The organism is Pseudoxanthomonas sp. Soil82, assembly GCF_040446535.1.
Taxonomy (GTDB): domain Bacteria; phylum Pseudomonadota; class Gammaproteobacteria; order Xanthomonadales; family Xanthomonadaceae; genus Pseudoxanthomonas; species Pseudoxanthomonas kaohsiungensis.
Window position 1 is genome coordinate 598,520 of record NZ_JBEAAK010000001.1, and the last position, 20,324, is coordinate 618,843.

Here is a 20,324-nt window from a genome sequence, read left to right on the forward strand (position 1 = left end):
GGGATACATGTGGCGGCACTCATCGGGGCGTCGCTGTTGCTGCCCGGATCGGTCCGGGCAGCGGACGAAGGCGTCGCCGATCCTGCCGTCTGGGGCCCCTACGTCCAGTGGGTGGGCAAGACGTACGTGCGCCAGCAGCAGGAAAGCCCGTACGGGGCCTACCGCGTCGCCTACGAATGGAAGGAGCCGGGGAAGGTCATCCAGGAGACCGGCTACTACCAGGATGGCCGGGTGTGGTTCACCCAGCTGGTCACTCCGGGCAAGAAGCCCGGCGAGTTGGCCACCGACCTCAAGCCTGGGCCGAAGGGGAGCTGGCGCATCGTCGATGCGCAGACCCTCGCTTCGAACACGTTCTTCGGCTACCAGACCCTGCGCCGCGCGACCGATACGGCCACCTACGAGGAACAGACCCTCAAGGGTGGCGCGGTTGAGAGCCGGCGCGACTATGTGGACATGGCCTCCGGACAGTACCAGGCGCATGTGGACCAGCTGGCCGCCGAGCAGGCACAGAAGAATGCGCAGGCGACCGCGGAGCTCCGTTCCGCGGGAGTCCCGGACGAGGCCGCCGGACCGGTGCCGGAGGACCGGGTGCTGGCCTACCAGGAGCCCGTCCGCGGACCGGCCGGGGTTCTTCGCATCACCCGGGGCAAGGCCTGGGAAGCATCGGCCTGCTACATGGCCGTGTACATCAACGACCGCCTGGCCGCGCGCGTGGACGAAGCGGAAACCGCCACGTTCAAGGTTCCGGCCGGCGAGGTGCGCGTGGGTGTAGCGACCGATCCGGCCGGGCGCGGCACCTGTCGCGCGGGCCAGTCCGACCAGGCCGTGCATGTCACTCCGCTGGCCAGGGGCCAGTCCGTGCACGTCTACTTCAAGCTCAGTGGCGGCGTGCGCTTCAGCGAGGCGCTGCTGGAGTCGGCCGCGCCATAGGCCGGCTGGGAGCGGCCACCGGTGCCCGCCGGCAGCGGTCCGGTCGGCGGCCCCGGGTGCGTACCGCGGACCGCCGTCGGTCCGCGGCCGGACTCAGTCGGCCGGCGCCGGCTCCACCGCCTCCGGCCGCGCCGCTTCCGGGCTGACCCGCTCGATCGTGTGCCGCAGTTCGCGGCCCAGGATCAGCTTGGCGTCCTTGGCCCAGGCGTCGAGGCGGTCGTCGAACAGCAGCTTGCTGTTCTGGTCCGGCCACACCAGCTTCAGTTCGCGCAGCTTCTGGATGAAGCTGCGGAACAGGCTCTTGTCGAAGAACTCGGGCGCCGACTCGGCATAGAGCAGGCTCAGCCGCTGCGCCGCCAGTTGGCACAGGCTCTCCAGTTCCGCCGCGCCGAGCGTGCCGGGGCCGTTCTTCACCAGCACCGAAATGGCGATGTAGTAGCGCTCGAACGCCTGCTGGAGGGTGTGGCCGATCGCGCGCAGGCGGAACACCTCGTCGCTCTGGCCCTGGTTGCGCTGCAGGATCCCGCCCTCGTCGTCGTTGATCTGCTGCAGCAGGCCCTCGCGCACGAACACGTCGACGATCCGATCCACGCGCTCGGCGAACTCGTCCTGGTTCCACGGCAGGAACAGCTCGGCCTGCAGGAACGGATAGACCGTGCGCCCTAGCCGGACCAGGGTGCGGCGGCTCATGCGCCGGTTGTGCTGGAAGCAGCAGGCGATCCACGACGAGGCGGTGAACAGGTGCACCACGTTGTTGCGGAAATAGGAGAGCAGCACCGCGGTGTCGTCGTCGACGTTGAGCACGTCGCCCAGCGGATGCGGGATGCGGTTGAGCACGCCGATCTCCTCGCCGTGGGCCACGATTTCCTGCGGCGTGTGCGGGGTGACCGTGAAGCGCTCGGAGTAGGGCAGCTCGGCCAGCAGGGTCTTGGACAGGGCGATCTGCGCCAGCAGGTCGGCCTCGCCCATCGCGTGCTTGGGCGTGGACAGGATCGCCAGCGCGAGCAGGTTGATCGGATTGACGTCGGCGGCGCCGTTGACGTTGACCTGGATCTTCTGCGCCAGCGCGTCGACCGTGTCGGCCAGCCAGGCCGGCTTCTCGTCCTCGCCCAGCGGCCGGCCGTCCCAGGCCGGCGCGCGCTCGGACAGGACCTCGCCCAGCCGGATCGGCTCGCCGAAGTTCACCACCACCTGGCCGTAGTTGCTGCGCAGCACCTTGGGGATGCCCCACAGCAGCGACCAGATCGACTCCTTCTCCTTGGGCTTGCCGGAGAGCTCGTCCAGGTAGCTGTTGCCCTCCATCAGCTTCTCGTAGCCGATGTATACGGGTTGGAAGAGAACGGGCCGGGTGGGCTGGCGCAGGAACGCGCGCACGGTCATCGCGATCATGCCGCCCTTGGGCTGCAGCAGCCGGCCGGTGCGCGAGCGGCCGCCCTCGACGAAATACTCCAGCGAGTAGCCGCCGGAGACGAGCTGCGCCACGTACTCGGTGAACACGGCCGAGTACAGCGGGTTGCCGCGGAAGCTGCGGCGCATGAAGAACGCGCCGCCCTTGCGCAGGATCGTGCCGACCACCGGCAGGTTGAGGTTGATGCCGGCGGCGATATGCGGAGGCACGATGCCGCGCTCGTACAGCAGGTACGACAGCAGCAGGTAGTCCATGTGGCTGCGGTGGCAGGGCACGTAGACCACTTCGTGGCCGGGCGCGACTTCCTTGAGCTTGTCCAGGTGGTGGACGAGCACGCCGCGGTAGATCTTGTTCCAGACCGGGGTGAGCAGGAAGCTGGCCGAACGCACCACCGGGTGCGAATAGTCGGCGGCGATCTCCCAGGCGTAGGCATGGGCCTTCTTCCAGGCTTCGACCGGCTTGGAGTTGTCGCGCCGGGCCTGGTCGGCGATGGCCTCGCGCACGGTCTCGGCGGCGAGCACCTGGTCGACCAGCAGGCGCCGGGTCGACAGGTCCGGGCCGATGATGGCCGCGCGGATCCGGCGGAAGTGCGCGCGCAGCACGCGCTGCAGCTTGCGCACGGTGCGCTCGGCCGGCAGGCCCTCTTCGACCGTCTCGCGCAGCGACACCGGCTCGGCGAAGCGGACCAGGGTGTCGCGGCCGTTGAGCAGGATCGCCAGCAGCCGGCGGAAGCGGCCGACCAGCGCCCAGTTCTCCGAGAACAGCACCGAGAACCAGCCGCTCTGCCGGTCCGGGGCGCGGCCCACGAAGATCGACACCGGTACCAGGCGCACGTCCAGCGCCGGGTCGGCGCGGTGCGCCTGCAGCAGCCGCGCCAGCGAGTCGGAATGGGTGCGCTTGGCCGGGCGCTGGTCCGGGATCAGCGGCGCGGCGTTGCGGCGCGACAGCGCCACGTAGGCGCGCTTGCGCCCGGTGGGGTCGCGCGGCAGCGGCACCAGTGGCGAGGGCAGGCCGGCCTGGCGGCAGGCCTTGTCCAGGATCAGCGCGTTGGACAGGCCATAGTCCTCGAGCACGTAGCAGACCGGGCGCGGGTCGGCGTGCATGTCCAGGTCGGCCGGCTCCAGCTTGAGCTCCAGCCACGGGTCGGCAAGCCAGCCCATGAAGCGGGCCCACAGCGGCCGGCGCGGGGTGGCCGCCGGCCGGTTCGCGAGCGGGGCCGGGACCACGGCCTCGGCTGGGGTGCCAGCCGGCGGGGGCGCCGCGGCCGGGTCCGCGGCATCGCTGCCGCCGGCAGCCGGACGGGGGGCGGGCGCCGGCTTGCTGCCGGGCGGCGGCTCCGGAAACGGAAAGGAATTCTGTTCAGGCATGTCGGGATTATCGCGCAGCCGCGGGCCCGGCCGGTTCAGCCGGCACCGGCGGGGCCGGCAGGTCGGGCAGGGTCGGCGGGGCGGGCGACGCGACCGGGGGTTCCACCAGCAGGCGCGCGGCGTGGTCGAGGTAATCGGTGAGGTACCAATGGCCGTCGCGCCGGGTGAGGCTGACGGTGGTGTCGATCTCGCTGCCGGCGAGTGGATAGTGGATGCGGACGGTGGCGCGGTCGCCGTCCTCCTCGACCAGGCCGGTGCGCAGGTCGGCCAGGCTGCGGTCCAGGTCCAGGCCGTAGTCGGCCAGGACCGCCTTGACGGTGGCGGCAAACGGGCCCAGGCGGTGCAGGCTCTCCTCCATGCCGGCCGCGGCCAGGGCCTCGTCGCCGTCGAGGCCGGTGGCCCGGGCCGCGGCAGCCAGGCGGTCGATCGCCGCCTCGGCGCGCGCGCGGTCGCCCAGCGGCGCGGTCGCCGACCAGGTGCCCAGGGCGCCGATGACCTGGCTGTAGTGGCCGCGTTCCTCGGCGCTGTAGTCGTCCTGGGTGCGCACGTACTGCACGCCGAACAGGGCCAGCGAACGGGCGGCGTTGCGCAGCGCCGCGTCCTGTCCGGCCATCTGCCGCTCGAACGAACGCCGCAGCGCCTGCTCCGATCCAGGCGCCGACAGTGCGCCCAGCAACGGGCCCAGCTGTTCGTCCAGGGGCAACTCGGTCACCGGCCAGCGGCTGCGGCCCTCGGCCCAGGCCCGGGCCAGGGCGGCATGCTCCTGCGGCGGCAGGGCATCACGGGCGAAGGCCTGCAGGTCGTTGTCCTGCAGGTGGGTGGCGAGCTGGCGCACCGCACCGGCCGGCTCGCTGGCCGCGCCGGGCAGCTCCGCCGGTGGCGGTTCCCGACGGCAGGCGGCCAGCGCCAGCAGCGCGACAAGCATGCACAGCCGCAGGGCGGGGGCCGGCCGGGTCCAGGAGCGCAGTCGGGGCATGGGCGGCATCCGCAGGGTCCGCGCCGAGTGTGGCGGCACCCGCGGCGCGCGGGCAAGGCGTCCGGGAATAAAAAAGGGAGGCTTGCGCCTCCCTCAATCCGGCTGGGCCGGAGGACATCGTGTTGTGGCACGGTTCCGGCCAGGAGCCGGACGCGGGCATCGTAACGCCGCCGTTAACCTTAGGCAATACCTTAGGTTGATGTACACAAGAGATTGATTTTATTGACCAAGTGCAACGGCGATCTCATGCTGGATCGCCTGTGCCGCAGCCCGCGGATCGTCGGCCCGCCGGATCGGACGGCCGACCACGATGGCGTCGGCGCCGTCGGCGAACGCCTGGGCCACGCCGACGCTGCGCTTCTGGTCGTCGCCGGCCGGGCCGCCCGGGCGGATGCCGGGGCAGACGATCGAGAACCCGCCGCCGAGCGCGCGCCGGATCGGACCGGCTTCCAGGCCCGAGCAGATGACCCCGTCGATGCGGGCCGCCTGCGCGGCGCGGGCGCGCTCGAGCACCACCGCTTCCGGTTCGCCGGCGATGCCCATCGAGCGCAGGTCGCCGGCGTCCATCGAGGTCAGCACGGTGACCGCCAGCAGGCGCATGTCCGAACCGGCATTGGCCTCGGCGGCGGCCTGCATCATCGCCGGGTGCCAGCCGTGGATCGTGCAGTAGCTCACCGGCCAGCGGCCCAGGCCGCGGACCACCCCGGCCACGGTGGCCGGGATGTCGAAGAACTTCAGGTCGACGAACACCCGCTTGTTGCGCGCGGCCAGGTCGTCCAGCACCTGGAAGTACTCGCCCGAGGCCAGCAGTTCCATGCCGATCTTGTAGAAGCGGACGCTGTCGCCGAGCCGGTCGATCCATTCCAGCGCCTGCGCCCGGCCGGGCACGTCCAGGGCGAAGATCAGGCGCTCGTCGGTGGCCAGTGCCAGCGGCGGACGGGCGTTCACCGCGCCACCTCCAGCGCGGCGCGCTTGGCCGCCCGGCGCGCGTCGCGCGGCTGGCGCCAGTCGTTGTCGAACAGCGCCGGCTCCCAGCTGCCGTAGGTCGGGTTGGGCAGCATCCACCAGCGCTCGCCGAACCAGTCCTCGTAACGGTCCAGCAGCGCCTGGCGTCCGGCGGGGGTGTTGTCGTAGACCCGGGCGAAGTCGCCCAGCTGGTCGCCGAACTGCATCAGCACGCGGTACTGGCGCCCGGCCAGCTGGCGGCGGCAGTCCTTCTCCGAACCGTCCTGCTCGCAATCGGCCACCACGGTGCCCAGGCCGAGGAACACGCCGTCATCGGCGACCGGCAGTCCTTCGCTGCGCAGGTTGTCCAGGGTGGCCTGCTTCAGGTGCACGGCGCGGTTGGAGATGTAGACCAGGGTGATGCCCCGGGCATGGGCGGCGCGGGCGAACTCGACGACGCCCGGCAGGGCCTTGGCCTTGCGTTCCTCGACCCAGGCGTCCCAGGTCGGATCGCTGTACTCGGCGCCGTCGCGGACCAGCCGCGCCTGGTAGGGCGAGTTGTCCAGCACGGTCTCGTCGATGTCCAGGATCACCGCCGGCTTCAGGCCGCGGGCCGGGTTGCCACGTTCCTCGGGGACCAGCGCGTCCCAGTCGGCCTGCTTCAGCGCCGCGTCCAGGTGGTCGGTGGCGGCGCGATAGGTCTGCGCGGCGGCGGCGCGGTATTCGGCCGAGCGTTGCACCCAGAGCACGGCGTTGAGGTTGTCGTCGGCCGGCACCGACGGAGCGGGCGCGGTGGCGACCGGCACGGCGGCGGGCGCCTGTTCGCGCACCGGCTGGCACGCGGTGGCCAGCAGGCCGGTGGCCAGGGCGGCGCAAATCAGGGAAAGACGCATCGAGCGCGATCTCGGCGGCGGCGGGGGCGCCAGTTTAGCGGCTGGCCGGCGGCGGCTGTGTTTCGACGTCCGCTGCAGGATCGATCAGTCGGTGGCAGGCAGGCGCACGAGCAGGTCGGTCACGCCGACGTCCACGCCGCACTGGCTGAACAGCGTGGTGGCCTGGCCGCGGTGGTGGGCCTGGTGGTTGAACAGGTGCAGCAACAGGTGCGAGAGCCGTCGCCGCTGCACGTCGCCTCGCATGTTCCGGTACTGCAGGACCTGGTCCAGGTCGGCGTCCGCGAGCTGCCCGATCCATTCGACGATGACCGCATCCAGCTGCCGGCGCGTGTCCCACCATTGCGCCAGGTCGGCGCACGGGCGCGCGTCGAGGGCCGGCGGCATGGGCATGCCGGCCACGGCCTGCAGCGCGGTCCAGTGCGCATCCCGGCCCCCGCCGCCGAAGCGCTTGAGCCACACGGTGTCGGCCACGACCAGGTGGTTGAGCGTGCCCAGGATCGAGCCGAAGAACGCGCCGCGCGGCGCATCCAGCGCGTCGGCGGGCAGCGCCGCCGCGGCGCGGTGGAGGTTGCCGTTCATCCAGCGGTTGTAGTCGGCCATCAGCTGGAAGTGGTCGCGCATCGCCAGTCCTCCGCGGTCTCGAACAGCAGGATGTCCTCGTCCTTGCCCGGCAGCCGCACGCTGCCGGCGTCGCGCAGGCCCAGCCGGCGCAGCAGCGCGATCGAGCGTGCGTTGTCCGGCGAGACGATCGCCAGGACCTTGCGCAGGGCGAATGCGTCGCGGGCCAGCGCCAGTGTCGCGCTGGCCGCCTCGAACGCGTAGCCCTGGCCATAGAACTGGGGCAGGAAGGCGAAGCCGATGTCCGGGCCGGGCAGGCCCTCGCGCACCACCAGCCCGCACAGGCCGATCGCCGCGCCGCCGTGGCGCGGCTCGACCACGTACATGCCCATGCCATCGCGGCCGTAGCCGGCGAGCGGGCCCTCGCGCAGGTAGGCGCGTGCCTGCTCCAGGTCGCGCACGCCGCGGTCGCCGATGAAGCGCAGGAAGTCGGGCTGGTTGAGCAGCTCGAGCATGAATGCCGCATCATCCTCGTGCAGCACGCGCAGCCGCAGCCGCGCGGTGGTGGCGATGGCCGCGGGCGCGCTCATTCGCCGAGCAGCGCCTGGATCGCGGCGAGGCTGGCGTTGGCCCGCTCCTTCTTCGCCGCCGCGTCGGCGACCGGGTCGGCGCCGTCGCGTTGCAGCTCGGCCGCCGGCAGCTCGTCGAGGAAGCGGCTGGGCTTGAGCCGCACCTTCTCGCGGAAGCGCCGCGTCTCGCGGCTGTAGCTGAGCCACAGCCGGGCCTTGGCGCGGGTGATGCCCACGTACATCAGCCGGCGCTCCTCCTCCAGCGAGCCCTCCTCCAGGGCGGCCTCGTGCGGCAGGGTGCCATCCTCGCAGCCGACGATGAACACGTAGCCAAACTCCAGCCCCTTGGCCGCATGCAGGCTCATCAGCCGCACCTGGTTGCCGCCATCATCCTTGTCGTTGCGCGACAGCAGGGCGAGCTGCGCGGCCAGGTCGCCGGCGGTCGCGCCGCGCGGGCCACCCTCGAACCACTCGGCCAGCTCGTCCAGGTTGGCCTTGCGCCGCTGGAACGAAGCCTCGTCCTTGCACTGCGCGCGCAGGTCGGCGAGCAGGCCCGATTTCTCCGCCAGGCGCCGGACCAGCTCGGACGCGCTGAGCTTGCTGGCGTGGTCGCGCAGGTCGGCGATGGCGTCGTTGAACGCACCCAGGCCGTTGGCCGCGCGTGGCGGGAGCTGCTGCAGCGCGCCCAGCGATTGCGCCGCGCGCGACATCGGCAGGTGCTTGCTGGCGGCCAGTTCGGCCAGCCGCGCCAGCGAGGTCGCGCCGACCTCGCGCTTGGGCGACTGCACCGCGCGCAGGAACGCGGCGTCGTCCTCCGGGTTGGCGATCACCCGCAGCCAGGACAGCGCGTCCTTCACTTCCTGGCGTTCCAGGAACGCGGTTCCGCCAGTGAGGTGGTAGGGCACGCGCAGCAGCTGCAGTGCCTTCTCCAGCACACGCGACTGGTGGTTGCCGCGGAACAGGATGCAGCATTCGTTCCAGGGCACCTGCTTGGATTCGTGCAGGAACGCGATCTCGGCCGCGACCTTCTCCGCCTCGTGCTCGTTGTCGCGGCACTCCCACACGCGGATGCGCTCGCCGTCGGCCTGGTCGCTCCACAGCGTCTTCAGGTGCTGGTGCGGGTTGCGCGCGATCAGCGCATTGGCCGCGCGCAGCACGCGGTTGGAGCAGCGGTAGTTCTGCTCCAGCTTGATCACCTGCAGCGCGGGGTAGTCGCGCTCCATCTGCTGCAGGTTCTCCGGGTTGGCGCCGCGCCAGGCGTAGATGCTCTGGTCGTCGTCGCCCACGCAGGTGAAGTTGCCCTTCGGCCCGGCGATCGCCTTGAGCAGGCGGTACTGGGCGTCGTTGGTGTCCTGGCACTCGTCGACCAGCAGGTAGCCGATGCGCTCGCGCCAGGCGGCGACCACCTCCGCGTTCTCCTCCAGGATCTGTACCGGCAGCCGGATCAGGTCGTCGAAGTCGACCGCGTTGAACGAGGACAGGCGCGCCTGGTAGCGCGCGTACAGCTTCGCCGCCTCCATCTCGCGGGTGGAGCGGGCCGCGGCCAGCGCCTGCTCGGGCGACAGGCCGGCGTTCTTGGCGCGGGAGATCAGGTTCTTCGCGTCGTCGACCGCGTCGGGCTTGGCGCCGGGCATCAGGTCCTTCACCTGGGCGGCGCTGTCGTCGGCGTCGAAGATCGAAAACCCGCGCCGCAGCCCGGCGGCGGCATGCTCGATCTGAAGGAACTTCAGCCCCAGCGCATGGAAGGTGCAGATGGTCAGTCCCTCGGCCGCCTCGCCCTTGATCCGCCTGGCCACGCGCTCGCGCATCTCCTTCGCCGACTTGTTGGTGAAGGTGATCGCGGCGATGCGCCGCGCCGGGTAGCGGCCGGTGCCGACCAGGTGGGCGATCTTCTCGACGATGACCCGGGTCTTGCCGCTGCCGGCGCCGGCCAGCACCAGCAGCGGGCCCTCGTCATGCAGGACCGCGGCGCGTTGGGGGGGATTGAGCACGATGGGCGCAACGGGTGGAACGGGCCGGGCATTCTACCCGGAGCCGCCGGCCGGCCCCGGGCGTGACTTGTGTCCCAGTGACGAAGGGGGTGCGACGGTTGCCCGGCGATGGCCGTACCTTCCATCGCACCCCAAGGGAGTGGAGCGCCATGTACCGGAACCCGCCGTCGCCCGACCCGTCCCGCCGCCGCGGCCGCTCCTTGATCCCGTGGATGTTGGCGCTGGGCCTGCCGCTGGCCGCTTCCGCCGCGGCCAGCACCGAACCGGCCGGCCCGGTGCGGCTGCTGCAATGGGAGGGCGAGGTCGAGCGCCCCAGCTTCGGCAACTACGTCGGCGAACCGGACATCGCCCCGGAACTGCTGACCGAGGGCTTCCTGGCCGCGCACCCGGACATCCGCTGGCGCCGCGAGGGCCTGCACGCCTTCCACCACAAGCGCTACGACGAGGCGCACACGATGTTCCGGCGGGCCGCCAGCTACGCCGACAAGGCCTCGATGGCGATGCTCGCCGAAATGTACTGGAAGGGCCTGGGCGTGGCCCAGGACAAGCCGATCGGCTATGCCTGGATGGACCTGGCCGCCGAGCGCATGTATCCGAACTTCACCATCCTGCGCGAGCGCTACTGGGGCGAGCTGACCCAGGCCGAGCAGGACGCGGCGATCGAGCGCGGCCAGGCGCTGCTGGCCGAGTTCGGCGACGACGCGGCCAAGCCTCGCCTGGAGCGCATCCTCCGCACCGAGGGCCGCAAGGTGACCGGCAGCCGCACCGGCGCGGTCGGCTTCGTGCGGATCATCCCGATGACCGGGCCGATGGCCGGCAAGAACACCACCCTGCGCGCCGAGGACTACTATCGCAAGGACTACTGGGAGCCTGAGCGCTACTGGGCCTGGCAGGACGAGGTGTGGAAGGCCCCGCAGAAGGAAAACGTCGACGTGGGCGACGTGGAGCAGGTGAAGCAGGCCGATTGAGGAAGCCGATGCACCAGGCAGGGCGGGCACGCAGGACGCGGGGCCGGGTCGTCGTCGCGATGATGGCGGCGGGACTGCTGTGGCTGCCCGCCGCCGCCCAGGTGACGACCCAGGCCCCGCTCGGGCCGGTCGGCGTCAACGCCAGCCCGGCCGCCCAGCGCGCCGCCGGCGTGGCGGTCGAGCTGCAGGGCGACGAGCCCCTGGCCCAGTACCTGATCCTGCGCTTCATGGAAGGCCATCCGGACCTGGCCTGGCGCATCCGCGGGCGCGAGGCCTATGCCCGCGGCGACTACGAACGCGCCCGCGAATGCTTCGAGCGCGCCGCGCGCTTCGCCGACAAGCCCTCGCAGGCCATGCTCGGCGAGATGCACTGGGAAGGACTGGGCGGACCACGCGACCGCGCGCTGGGCTACGCCTGGATGGACCTGGCCGCCGAGCGCTATTACGAGGACTTCTACCTCCTGCGCGAGCGCTACTGGTCGCAGCTGGGCGCGCAGGAGCGCGAACAGGCGCTGCGCCGCGGCCAGCCGCTGCTGCGCAAGTACGGCGACGACAAGGCCAAGCGGCGGCTGGCCCGGGTCCTGGCCCGCGAGCGCCCCGACCAGCTGGCCATCGGCGGCTTCTTCGGCAACCTGCCGATCATTCCGCCGTCCGGGGCCGGGCGCGATTCGATCACCCTGCGCGGCAGCGAGTACTTCGACGACACCTTCTGGGAACCCGACGCGTACTTCGCCTGGCAGGACACGATCTGGAAGACGTTGCTGACCACCGGAAGGGTGGAGGTGGGGGATCCCGCGCGCGCGGGGCCGGCGGCCGCCGACTGAGCGCATCGCGGCCGGGCGCGGCGGCCGTAGAATCCGCCCATGGCCAAGCTCTACTTCTACTACTCGGCGATGAACGCCGGGAAGACCACCACCCTGCTGCAGTCGGCGCACAACTACCGCGAGCGCGGCATGCGCACGCTGATCCTGACCCCGCGCCTGGACGACCGCAGTGGTCGCGGCGGCGTCGTCGCCTCGCGCATCGGCTTGCGCGCAGAGGGCACCGCCTTCGACCGCGACACCGACCTGGAGCGCCTGGTCGGCGCCGACCTGCTGGCCCACGGCCCCCTGGGCTGCGTGCTGGTGGACGAGGCGCAGTTCCTCAGCCGCGCCCAGGTGTGGCAGCTGAGCGAAGTGGTCGACCGCATGCGCATCCCGGTGCTCTGCTATGGCCTGCGCACTGACTTCCGCGGCGAACTGTTCGAAGGCAGCCAGTACCTGCTGGCCTGGGCCGACGAGCTGCAGGAGATCAAGACCATCTGCCACACCGGCAAGAAGGCGACCATGAACGTGCGCGTGGATGCGCAGGGCCGGGCGGTGCAGGACGGTCCGCAGGTGGAGATCGGCGGCAACGAACGCTACGTGTCGGTCAGCCGCCCGGAGTTCAAGAAGGTCATGCGCGGCGAAGGCGCGATCGAACCGCTGCAGGTGCCGCTGCTGTGAGCGGACGCGGACGGGCGACATGCGATGCCGGCCGCCGCCACGTGGGTTCGGCGGGCCGTCGCAATCGGCATCGGTGCGGGTAGCGAGCCATCCATGAATCCGCTTGGCGCGCTGCTGGGCATGGAGCTTCCAGTCATCCAGGCGCCGATGGCCGGCACGCAGGACGAGGCGCTGGCCATCGCGGTGGCCCAGGCGGGCGGGCTCGGTTCCATGCCTTGCGCGATGCTGGATCCGGCAGGATTGGAGCGGGCGCTGGTCCGCTTCGCCGCGTTGCCCCGGCCGGTCAACCTCAATTTCTTCTGCCACGCGATGCCGGCGCCGGATCCGGTTGCCATGCAACGCTGGCAACGCGCGCTGCAACCGTACTACCGGGAGTTCGGCATCGAGCCACCGGCACCGGGCGTGACCGGCGTGCGCCGGCCGATCGATGCGGCCACCGTCGGCCTGCTCGAGGCGTTCCGCCCGAAGGTCCTGAGCTTCCACTTCGGCCTCCCCGAACCCTCCCTGCTGGCGCGGATCAAGGGATGGGGCGCGGTGGTCCTCGCCACGGCTACCACCCTGGAAGAAGGGCGCTGGCTGGAAAGGCGCGGCGCGGACATTGTCATCGCCCAGGGCATCGAGGCCGGGGGACACCGCGGGCAGTTCCTCGCCGGGGATCTGGCCGGGCAGCCCGGTACGCGCGAGCTCGTCGCCGCGCTGGCAGGGTCGTTGTCGGTCCCGGTCGTCGCTGCCGGCGGGATCGCCAGCCGCGAGGACGTGCGGGCCATGCTCGACGCCGGCGCCAGCGCGATCCAGGCCGGCACCGCCTATCTGCTGTGCCCGGAAGCCACGACGAGCGCCGTGCACCGCGCCGCGCTCCGCCAAGCCGGGCGCGATACCACCATCACCAACCTGTTCAGCGGTCGTCCGGCACGAGGTCTCGTCAACCGGCTCATGCGCGAGCTGGGTCCGCTGTCCAGCCTTGCCCCGGCATTCCCGTGGGCATCGCAGTCGCTGGCGCCACTGCGTTCCGTGGCCGAAGCGCGTGGCCTGGACGACTTCAGCCCGCTGTGGTCGGGCACGAGTCCGGGTGCTTTCCCGGGGCTGGATGCGCCAGGCGTGACCCGGCGACTGGCGGGGATGGATCGGACGGGAGCGTGACCGGTATCGGCGGCATCTTCTTCAAGTCCGAGGACCCGAAGGCGCTGGGCGCCTGGTACCGGGACCACCTGGGCCTGGACGTGTGCGAGTGGGGCGGCGCGCTGCTGCGCTGGGGCGGGCCGGACAGCGAGGCCGGGGTCACGGTGTGGAGCCCGTTCGCGCACGACACCACGTACATGCAGCCGGGCACAGCGTCGTTCATGATCAATTACCGCGTCGCCGACCTGGAGGCGTTGCTGGCGGTGCTGCGCAGCGAGGGCTGCAACGTGGTCGCCGGCACCGAGACTTCCGCGCAGGGCAAGTTCGGCTGGGTCATCGATCCGGAGGGCAACAAGGTCGAGCTGTGGGAGCCGGCCGAGGGGATGTAGCCGGACGCAGCTTCGTCCTGGCCGGCACGCGGCCGCGAACAAGGGTCCGCGCCGCCGTTCGATCACACACGGGGAGGTTGCATGTCAGGTTCGAGGGTTGTGCAGGCGGTGGTCTGCCTGGTGCTGGGCGTCGCGGTGGGCATCGCCTCGGTATTCGTGCTGGCCCACACCGCGGCGATCGCTGCGCCGGAAGGCTTCTTCGCCTGGTTCAAGCAGGCCGGTTCGATCGAGGCCGGGGTGTTCTCCTGGGACCTGTTGGTCACCTACGGCCTGGGGGTCGGCCTGCCCGCCTTCATCGTGGCGCTGCTGGCGTTGCGCTTCGTGGTGGCGGCGACCGCCGGGTCGGCGCTCGCGTTCGCGGCCGGCGTGCTGCTGGCGATCAACGGGTTGGCGCCGCTGTGGTTCGGCCATCCGCTGGACACGGTGTCGCAGCGGCCGTGGTTCTACTACGCGCTGGAAGCCAGCCTGGGTTTGGCCACCTGGGCGGCCTGGTGGATCGCACGCCGCTGGCAGCGCAGCGCCGCGAACGCACGGCAGTTCACCGTGACCCGCGACACGGCCTAGGTGGCGGCTGCGCCCGCCGGCGCGCAGCCCACCCCGGAAGGGCGGGGTGGAACAAGGCGCCTCAGTAAAGCCGACGCTCCGACGCCGGCGGCGGATTCCACTGGTACAGCCAGGTCTCGCTGAGCGCGCGGCCTTCGTGGCGCAGGTACAGGCGCAGGTCGAGCTGGCCGGTGGAGTCGTCGCCCGGATAGACGTCGAACATCGCGCGATAACCCTCGATCGCGTGCAGCGGCCGCGCGGACACGGTGTCGAGGCGGCCGCGGCTGGTTTCCACCACCGCTTCGACCGTCGCATTGCGCTTGGCCAGCGCCGCCAGTTCGCCCCCGGCGAAGTCGACCGCGAAGCGCTGGGAGAACTGCTCGCGCTTGAAGCCGATCACCCCGCCCAGCCCGGTGCGCGTGGCCACCGCCTGCGCCAGCGGCGGCTGCACCGGCGGCTGCTCGCCCCAGTACAGGCGATAGCCGTACAGCAGCTCCTGGCCCGGCTGCGGCCTGGCCTGCGGAGTCCAGAACGCGACGATGTTGTCGAAGGTCTCGTCGATGGTCGGGATCTCGACCAGCTGCACCGAGCCCTTGCCCCAGCCATGCTTGGGCTCGACCCACAGGCTCGGGCGCTTCTCGTAGAACACGCCGTCGTCCTGGTAGTGGTCGAAGTCGCGGTCGCGCTGCAGCAGGCCGAAGCCGCGCGGGTTCTCGTCGGCGAAGGCGTTGTAGCGCAGGTGCGCGGGGTTGCCCAGCGGCCGCCAGATCCACTCGCCGTTGCCGCTGTGCATCGCCAGGCCGTCGCTGTCGTGGATCTCCGCGCGCCAGTCCCAGTCCATGCGCCGGTCGTTCTCGCCGACCTGGTACATGCTGGTGGCGGGAGCAATACCGATGCGCTCGATTTCCTTGCGCGGATACAGCGCCGCGTCCACGTCCATCACCAGCGGTTCGCCCTTGGTGATGGCGAAGCGGTAGGCGCCGGCCACGCTGGGCGAATCCAGCAGCGCGTAGACCACCACCGTTTCCGAGCCCGGCGCCGGGCGCTCGAGCCAGAAGGCGGTGAAGTCGGGGAATTCCTCCGGCCGCGGCATGCCGGTGTCGATCGCCAGGCCGCGCGCGGACAGGCCGTACTGCATGCTCGAACCGACCGCGCGGAAATAGCTGGCGCCGAGGAAGGCGGCCCAGTCGCGGCGGATGTCGTCGGGCGAGTTGAGGCGGAAGCCGGCGAAGCCCAGGTCCTGGGGCAGCTTCTGGCCCTTCAGCCCGCTCTTGCCGAAGTCGAACATCGCCGGGTCGTAGGCCAGTTCCTGCGCCTGGCCGCCGGCGACCTCGAACATGCGCACCGGGCGCTTGAAGTAGATGCCCAGGTGGAAGAACTTGGCCTGGAACTTCGAACCCGGCACGTCGCCCCACAACGCGTGGTCCTGGCGGAAGGCGATGGACTGGTACTGGTCCCAGTTCAATGCCGCGACCGGCGGCGGCAGTACGTCGCTGCGCGGCGAGAAGGCCTTGCCGGCCAGTGCCCGCGCATGGCCCTTGAGCCAGGCGTAGTCGAACGGGTGGCGCTCGCCCAGCGGCAGCGGGCTGGCCATCGCGTCCAGCAGCGGAAGCGGCAGGCCGAAGGCGGCCAGGGCGGCCGAGGCCCGGGTCAGGAACTGGCGTCGTTGCATGGCGCGTCGTGGTGGCGGGGGCGCGCCATCTTACGCACACCGCGGCGCTGCGAGGAGCCGGCCGCGAACACCGTTCAGCCGCCGCCGCGGGCCACCGTCATCCCGCAGGCGCTGGCCAGGCGGGCGACCTCGCGGACCAGGCTGCCGCCTTCCGGACGCGACTGCCGCAGCTGCTCTTCGAGCAGGCGCAACTGCCGCGCACCGGTGGCGAGGTCCCCGTCCAGGCAGCTGGCCTGGGCCGCGAACGCCTGCGCCTCCCAGCGTATCGGCGCCAGCGACGGCGCTTCCGGCAGCCCGTCGGCGAAGCGTGCCAGCGGGGCACCGTCGCCTTCGCGCGCCGCCAGCCGCGCCATCGCCAGTTGCGAATGCAGCGTGCGCGGATCGTCCGCGCCGTAGCCGAGCCGGGTCAGCTGCGCGCCACGTTCGAGCCAGGGCCTGGCCGCCTCGACCTGGCCGGCGTCGAGCAGCATCTGGCCCATCCGCCGGTCCAGGTCGCCCACGGCCGCATGGCTGGCCCCCAGCCGCGCGGCGCGGACCTTGCGCGCTTCCGCCAGCGTGGCCAGGGCGGCATCGGCTTCGCCGGCCGCCTGCTGCGCGGCGGACAGGTCGGCCAGGCCGTAATCGAGCAGGTAGCGGCCGTCGGGCTGGCGCCAGGTGTCGACGGCGCGGCTGAAGGCCGAGAGCGCGGCGGCGTTATCGCCGCGCTCCAGCGCGAGGCGGCCCAGCGCGCACAGGCTCAGCGCGGTTTCGCGGTGGCGCGGACCGAGCGTGGCTTCGGTCGGGCCATGCTGGGCGTTGAGTTCCCTGCCGGCGTCGGCCAGGCGGCCCAGCTGCAGGAATGCCAGGCCCAGCTGGCGGCGGACCGCCAGCGTCGACGGATGGTCCGGCCCATGCAGTTCCAACGCCAGCGCCAGGGCCGAGCGCAGCGCCGCCTCCGCTTCCTGCGCCTGGCCGCGGTCCAGGTACAGCACGCCCAGGCTGCGCCGGATGTCGACCATCAGCGGATGCCGGTCGCCCAGCCGCGCGCGCAGTTGGCGTTGCGCGGCGAGGAACTGCTCGATCGCCGCATCCGTGCGCGCGGCGTCGGCTTCCATCGAGGCCAGGTCGATCATGCCTTCGGCCACGCCGGCATCATCGCGTAGCACGTCGCGGCGGATCTCGATCGCGTGTTCATACCATTGCCGCGCGGCGACCGGTTCGCCGAGCATGCGCTTGCAGCGGCCGAACTGGAGGCTGAAGTCGGCCGCCTGCTGCGGCCATTGCGCCTGCACCTGCATCGCTTCGCCGGCCAGCGGCCGCATGCGCTCGATGCAGTCCTGCGAGCGGCTGAGCAGGCGCAGGACGCGGCCGTGCTGGCTGGCCGCGTCCAGGCGCAACCCGACCGGTGCGCCGGCATCGGTTTCCAGCAACTGCTGCTGGCGTTCGGACAGGGCCAGCGCTTCGCGGTAGTCGCCAATGCCCAGGTACATGCGCGAGATCACGCCCAGCAACTCGGCGCGCGCGCGCGGCTGGTCCTCCAGCTCGCTTTCTCCCCGGCGGGCGCCGGCCGAGAGCAGTTCGCGCAGGGCCATGCCCTGGTGGCGCTGGGTGCCGCCGGCATGGTCGAACAGGCCCAGCACGAAGCGCTGCAGCGCCTGCGCGCGGGCGGCTTCGTGCCGGGCCTCGACCGCATGCCACAGCGCCAGGCCGAGCGCGGCCACCAGCACCAGCACCGCCAGCGAGCCCAGGCCCACGCCCCAGCGGTGGCGCTGCAGGTACTTCTGCAGCTGGTAGCCGATGCGCGGCGGCCGGGCCTCGACCGGGCGGCCCTCCAGGTGCCGCTCGATGTCGCGCGCCAGCGCCTCGACCGATCCGTAGCGCCTGGCCGGAACCTTGTGCAGTGCCTTGAGCGCGATGTTGTCCAGGTCGCCGCGCAGCCGGCGCGACAGCTTGCGCGCCTGGCCCGGTTCGACCTGCCCGGCCTCGGCCAGGCGCTGCACCGCCACCGACGGGCGCGGCGGCGAGACTTCCAGGATCGCGCGTTCCCATTCGGCGTCGCTCTGCCGGCGCAGGCGATAGGGCTTGTCGCCGGCCAGCAGCTCGTAGAGCACCACGCCCAGCGAGTAGACGTCGGTGAGCGTGCTTACCGGTTCGCCGCGCACCTGCTCGGGCGCGGCGTAGTGCAGGGTGAACGCGCGAACCTCGGTGCGCGCGTGCGAGGCGTCGGTGCCGTCGCGGTCGAGCAGCTTGGCGATGCCGAAGTCCAGCAGCCGCACTTCCTGGTCGGCCGCCACCAGCATGTTCGAGGGCTTCAGGTCGCGGTGCACGATCAGGTTGGCGTGCGCGTGGCGCACCGCTGCGCATACCTGCAGGAACAGGTGCAGTCGCGCCTCCACGGGGAGCGCGTGCTCGCGGCAGTAATCGGTCAGCGGCACGCCTTCGACGTATTCAAGCACCAGGTAGGGCTGGTCGCCCTCGCCGATGCCGGCATCGAGCAGGCGGGCGATGTTGGGGTGCTGCAGGCGGGCGAGGATTTCGCGTTCGCGGGAGAAGCGCAGGCGCAGGTTGGGGTCGGCGTAGCCGGGGCGCAGCAGCTTCAGCGCCAGCTGGCGCTGGTACAGCCCGTCGGCGCGTTCGGCCAGCCAGACCTGGCCCATGCCGCCTTCGCCGAGCAGGCGCTCGAGCCGGTAAGGCCCCAGGCGGGTGCCTTCGCGCGAGGCCGGCCGGGTGCCGGGCAACGGGTCGTGGAGGAAGGTCGGGTCGGTGTCCTCGACCGCGAGCAGCTCTTCCAGTTCGGCGGCCAGCGCCGGCTCGGAGGCGCGCAGGCGCTCGAGTTCTTCGGCGCGCCCGGTGGGCGGCAGGTCCAGGAGCGCGTCGAGCAGCGGGGACAGGCGAAGCCAGCGCTCGGCGTCCATGGTCGCCCGCGTCCCCGCGCCTGGTCAGTCTTCGCGCATGGCGGCGAGCAGGAACAGCCGGGCCTTCTGCCAGTCGCGGCGGATGCTGCGCTCGGAGCGGCCGAGCAGTTCGGCGATCTCCTGTTCGGACAGGCCGGCGAAGTAGCGCAGTTCGACCACCTTGGCCAGCTTGTCGTCGACGGCCGCCAGCCGCTCCAGGGCGGTGTCGAGGGCTAGCAGGTTCTCGTCCAGGCGCAGGCTGCTCTCGGCTTCCTCGGGGATCTCGGCCACGCGCTTGAGGTCGCCGCCGCGCTTGCGTGCCATGCGGTTGCGGGCGTAGTCGACCACCACGCTGCGCATGGCCGAGGCGGCGTAGGCGAAGAAGTGGGCGCGGTCCTCGAAGCGGGCGCCATTGCTGGCACCGACCAGCTTCAGGTAGGACTCGTGGACCAGCGAGGTGGGGTCGAGGGTGTTGTTCTGCTGGCCGGACAGCTGGCGGCGGGCCAGGGTGTGCAGCTCCTGGTACAGCGTGCCCAGGACACGGTCCAGCGCCTGGCGGTCTCCGCCGCGCGCGGCATCCAGCCACACGGTGATCTCGGGGGAACTGTCGGGGACATCGGCCATCGTCATCTCCATGACCGCGGCGAGGGGCCGAATATAGCGGCTTTTGGCGTTGCGGGCGTCCACCGGCACCGGCTGCGGTTGGCACGATGCATGCCGGCGGCCACGGGGGCGCGGTGCGACTCTCCGGTGGATCGTCACCGTCGGGTATCCCGGCCCGGTGGCCGGGATCCGGGCCGATAGGCGTCGCGCGGTCGCGGCATCAGCGCTGGCAGCGCGCGCACCACACGCTGGCGCGCTGGCCGATGCTGGCCTCGCGCAGCGGCGCTCCGCAGTTGGGGCAGGGCAGGCCGCCGCGGCCGTACACCGCCAGTTCCTGTTCGAAGTAGCCGGGCGCGCCGTCGGGATTCAGGAAGTCGCGCAAGGTCGTGCCGCCGCGGGTGATGGCGTAGGCGAGGATCTCGCGCACCGCGCCGGCCAGGGCGGCGTAGCGTTCGCGCGACACCTTGCCGGCCGCGCGGGTCGGCGAGATGCCGGCCCGGAACAGGCTCTCGGCCGCGTAGATGTTGCCCACGCCGACCACGATGCGCTGGTCCATCAGGAACGATTTCACCGGCGCGCTGCGCCCGCGGCTGCGCACGAACAGCCAGTCGCCGTCGAAGGCGTCCGACAGGGGCTCCGGGCCGAGGCCACGCAACAGTTCGTGCTCGGTGCCGGCCGGCTGCCAGAGCAGGCTGCCGAAGCGGCGCGGGTCGGTGAAGCGCAGCACGCGGCCGGAATCCAGCGCCAGGTCGACATGGTCGTGCGCGCCGACGGGCGTATCGCCGGGCAGCACCCGCAGCATGCCGGACATGCCCAGGTGCAGCAGCGCGCTGTCGCCGGCATCGGTGTCCATCAGCAGGTACTTGGCCCGGCGGCGGACCGCGGCGATGCGGCGGCCGGGCAGCTGTTCGCCGACCTCGGCGGGAATCGGCCAGCGCAGGTCGGGCCGGCGCAGGACCACGCCGGTGACCCGCCGCCCCTCCACGTGCGGGGCCAGGCCGCGGCGGGTGGTTTCGACCTCGGGAAGTTCGGGCAC

The 20,324-nt window shown here is 71.8% G+C and carries 18 protein-coding genes; 7 read left to right on the plus strand and 11 right to left on the minus strand.

Annotation, left to right across the window (positions count from 1 at the left end; all coding sequences use genetic code 11):
* The first annotated feature begins 9 nt into the window (after positions 1-9).
* On the plus strand, positions 10-930 hold the full coding sequence (locus ABKA19_RS02595) for a hypothetical protein (RefSeq protein WP_353687516.1): 921 nt from the start codon (positions 10-12) through the stop codon (positions 928-930).
* Between the two features lie 93 nt (positions 931-1,023).
* On the opposite strand, the gene plsB is transcribed toward ABKA19_RS02595, so the two are convergent.
* The 7 genes from plsB to ABKA19_RS02630 all read right to left on the minus strand — a co-directional run bounded on the left by plsB (position 1,024) and on the right by ABKA19_RS02630 (position 9,637).
* Complete coding sequence (gene plsB / locus ABKA19_RS02600) at positions 1,024-3,705, minus strand: glycerol-3-phosphate 1-O-acyltransferase PlsB (protein ID WP_353687517.1); 2,682 nt, start codon at positions 3,703-3,705, stop codon at positions 1,024-1,026.
* Between the two features lie 7 nt (positions 3,706-3,712).
* Complete coding sequence (locus tag ABKA19_RS02605) at positions 3,713-4,681, minus strand: hypothetical protein (protein WP_353687518.1); 969 nt, start codon at positions 4,679-4,681, stop codon at positions 3,713-3,715.
* 219 nt (positions 4,682-4,900) lie between these two features.
* On the minus strand, positions 4,901-5,629 hold the full coding sequence (gene pyrF / locus ABKA19_RS02610; RefSeq protein WP_353687519.1) for an orotidine-5'-phosphate decarboxylase: 729 nt from the start codon (positions 5,627-5,629) through the stop codon (positions 4,901-4,903).
* Positions 5,626-6,519, minus strand: a complete 894-nt coding sequence (locus ABKA19_RS02615) for a 5'-nucleotidase, lipoprotein e(P4) family (RefSeq protein WP_353687520.1) — start codon at positions 6,517-6,519, stop codon at positions 5,626-5,628. Before ABKA19_RS02615 ends, pyrF begins: the two co-directional genes overlap by 4 nt.
* 84 nt (positions 6,520-6,603) lie before the next feature.
* Positions 6,604-7,140: a DinB family protein gene (locus ABKA19_RS02620; RefSeq protein ID WP_353687521.1), complete on the minus strand. Its 537-nt coding sequence runs from the start codon at positions 7,138-7,140 to the stop codon at positions 6,604-6,606.
* The gene (locus ABKA19_RS02625) at positions 7,119-7,667 is read right to left on the minus strand and encodes a GNAT family N-acetyltransferase (protein ID WP_353687522.1); all 549 of its coding nucleotides are present in this window, start codon (positions 7,665-7,667) and stop codon (positions 7,119-7,121) included. The genes ABKA19_RS02620 and ABKA19_RS02625 overlap by 22 nt, the downstream gene beginning before the upstream one ends.
* Entirely contained in the window at positions 7,664-9,637 is a 1,974-nt protein-coding gene (locus ABKA19_RS02630; RefSeq protein ID WP_353687523.1) for a UvrD-helicase domain-containing protein, read from the minus strand. The genes ABKA19_RS02625 and ABKA19_RS02630 overlap by 4 nt, the downstream gene beginning before the upstream one ends.
* 212 nt (positions 9,638-9,849) lie before the next feature.
* Here ABKA19_RS02630 and ABKA19_RS02635 point away from each other — a divergent pair, with 212 nt between their 5' ends.
* From ABKA19_RS02635 to ABKA19_RS02660, 6 genes are all read left to right on the plus strand, one after another.
* The gene (locus ABKA19_RS02635; RefSeq protein WP_353687524.1) at positions 9,850-10,605 is read left to right on the plus strand and encodes an SEL1-like repeat protein; all 756 of its coding nucleotides are present in this window, start codon (positions 9,850-9,852) and stop codon (positions 10,603-10,605) included.
* Between the two features lie 62 nt (positions 10,606-10,667).
* Positions 10,668-11,429 (plus strand): SEL1-like repeat protein, encoded by a 762-nt coding sequence (locus tag ABKA19_RS02640; protein ID WP_353687525.1) that lies wholly within the window; start codon positions 10,668-10,670, stop codon positions 11,427-11,429.
* Between the two features lie 39 nt (positions 11,430-11,468).
* Positions 11,469-12,089, plus strand: a complete 621-nt coding sequence (locus ABKA19_RS02645) for a thymidine kinase (protein WP_353687526.1) — start codon at positions 11,469-11,471, stop codon at positions 12,087-12,089.
* Between the two features lie 24 nt (positions 12,090-12,113).
* Entirely contained in the window at positions 12,114-13,229 is a 1,116-nt protein-coding gene (locus tag ABKA19_RS02650; RefSeq protein ID WP_353687527.1) for an NAD(P)H-dependent flavin oxidoreductase, read from the plus strand.
* Entirely contained in the window at positions 13,226-13,597 is a 372-nt protein-coding gene (locus ABKA19_RS02655; RefSeq protein WP_353687528.1) for a VOC family protein, read from the plus strand. The genes ABKA19_RS02650 and ABKA19_RS02655 overlap by 4 nt, the downstream gene beginning before the upstream one ends.
* 81 nt (positions 13,598-13,678) lie before the next feature.
* On the plus strand, positions 13,679-14,161 hold the full coding sequence (locus ABKA19_RS02660) for a hypothetical protein (protein WP_353687529.1): 483 nt from the start codon (positions 13,679-13,681) through the stop codon (positions 14,159-14,161).
* A 61-nt stretch (positions 14,162-14,222) separates the two neighbouring features.
* Here the strand turns inward: ABKA19_RS02660 and ABKA19_RS02665 are convergent, their stop codons facing one another.
* The 4 genes from ABKA19_RS02665 to mutM all read right to left on the minus strand — a co-directional run bounded on the left by ABKA19_RS02665 (position 14,223) and on the right by mutM (position 20,324).
* Entirely contained in the window at positions 14,223-15,812 is a 1,590-nt protein-coding gene (locus ABKA19_RS02665; protein WP_353687530.1) for an OpgD/OpgG family glucan biosynthesis protein, read from the minus strand.
* A 74-nt stretch (positions 15,813-15,886) separates the two neighbouring features.
* The gene (locus ABKA19_RS02670; RefSeq protein ID WP_353687531.1) at positions 15,887-18,706 is read right to left on the minus strand and encodes a serine/threonine-protein kinase; all 2,820 of its coding nucleotides are present in this window, start codon (positions 18,704-18,706) and stop codon (positions 15,887-15,889) included.
* A gap of 24 nt (positions 18,707-18,730) precedes the next feature.
* The gene (locus ABKA19_RS02675; RefSeq protein WP_353687532.1) at positions 18,731-19,309 is read right to left on the minus strand and encodes an ECF-type sigma factor; all 579 of its coding nucleotides are present in this window, start codon (positions 19,307-19,309) and stop codon (positions 18,731-18,733) included.
* A gap of 199 nt (positions 19,310-19,508) precedes the next feature.
* Positions 19,509-20,324: a bifunctional DNA-formamidopyrimidine glycosylase/DNA-(apurinic or apyrimidinic site) lyase gene (gene mutM, locus ABKA19_RS02680; protein ID WP_353687533.1), complete on the minus strand. Its 816-nt coding sequence runs from the start codon at positions 20,322-20,324 to the stop codon at positions 19,509-19,511.